Source organism: Sphingomonas sp. CCH9-E2, from assembly GCF_001557215.1.
GTDB lineage: Bacteria > Pseudomonadota > Alphaproteobacteria > Sphingomonadales > Sphingomonadaceae > Sphingomonas.
This window is the reverse complement of sequence record NZ_LSJM01000394.1, coordinates 1-1,027: the sequence shown is the minus strand read 5'-3', so window position 1 is coordinate 1,027 and position 1,027 is coordinate 1. Positions and strand designations below refer to the sequence as shown.

Below are 1,027 nucleotides of genomic sequence, written 5' to 3'. Positions count from 1 at the left end.
CGCCCCTCCGTCAGCGCTGCGCGCTGCCACCTCCCCTGCGGGGCAGGGGAGGAATTGGCTCACTCGCGCGCGTCGCCGGGCATTTCATCTTCGGCGCGTTCCAGTTCCTTGGGCTTGCGCGCTTCGAAGATCTTGGCGAGCTTGGCCTTGGTCGCGTCGTCGAGGTCCTTCGACGCGGCGGGGAACATCTCTTCCTCCTCCTCGTCGATATGGTGGAGATAGCGGTCGCGCATCGACTTGAACTTGGTCAGCCAGCCGGACGACGACATCTCCATCTCGACCAGCTCGCCGAGCATGTCGTCGACTTCCTTATGCTCCGACACCGAATGGCGCGCCTCGTCGCGCAGCTCGGGGTTGGCGAGCATCGTCGCATAGAGCGATTCCTCCTCGGCGGCGGCATGCGCCTGAAGCTCCTTGCGAAGCTCCTCGAACAGGGTGCGCCGCTCCTGGCTGTCGCCGCTGGTCTGCGCGATGCGGTCGAGCAGGTCGCGCTGACGGTTGTGATCCTGGATCAGGTCTTCGAAAATGCGTGTCTCGGCCATGCAAAGTCTCCTTTGCGCGCTCAACCGCCCGCTCGCGTGGTTGTTTCACCCGCGACTCATTCTCACGCCGCGAACAGCTCCATCTGCTTGGCCGGCGGAGCAACCAGCGGGCGCAGGTCGACGCGGTCGGCGAGGAGGGTGGGGCGCCAGTCGCTGGTGATGAGGAAGGGTTTGAGCTTCTTCACCGACACGGTGAGCCGCGCGACATCGGCCAGCGTCAGCCGTCGCCAGCGGCGCGAGATCAGGATGCGGTCGACGGCCTTTACGCCGAGACCGGGGACGCGCAGCAGCGCCTGGCGCGGGGCGGTGTTGACGTCGACCGGGAAGCTGGCGCGGTGCTTGAGCGCCCAGGCGAGCTTGGGATCGATGTCGAGCGGCATCATGCCGGTGGCGGGATCGGCGGCGTCAGCGACCTCGTCCGGGCGATAATCGTAGAAGCGCATCAGCCAGTCGGACTGGTAGAGGCGGTGCTCGCGCATCAGCGG

General features: G+C 66.5%; 1 protein-coding gene and 1 pseudogene. Both read right to left on the bottom strand.

Annotated features, from left to right (window positions below):
- Window positions 1-59: 59 nt before the first annotated feature.
- The gene (locus AX681_RS17870) at window positions 60-542 is read right to left on the bottom strand and encodes a hemerythrin domain-containing protein (RefSeq protein ID WP_066657719.1); all 483 of its coding nucleotides are present in this window, start codon (window positions 540-542) and stop codon (window positions 60-62) included.
- Between the two features lie 62 nt (window positions 543-604).
- Window positions 605-1,027 (bottom strand): annotated as a pseudogene (locus AX681_RS17865) (putative DNA modification/repair radical SAM protein); the annotation flags it as partial.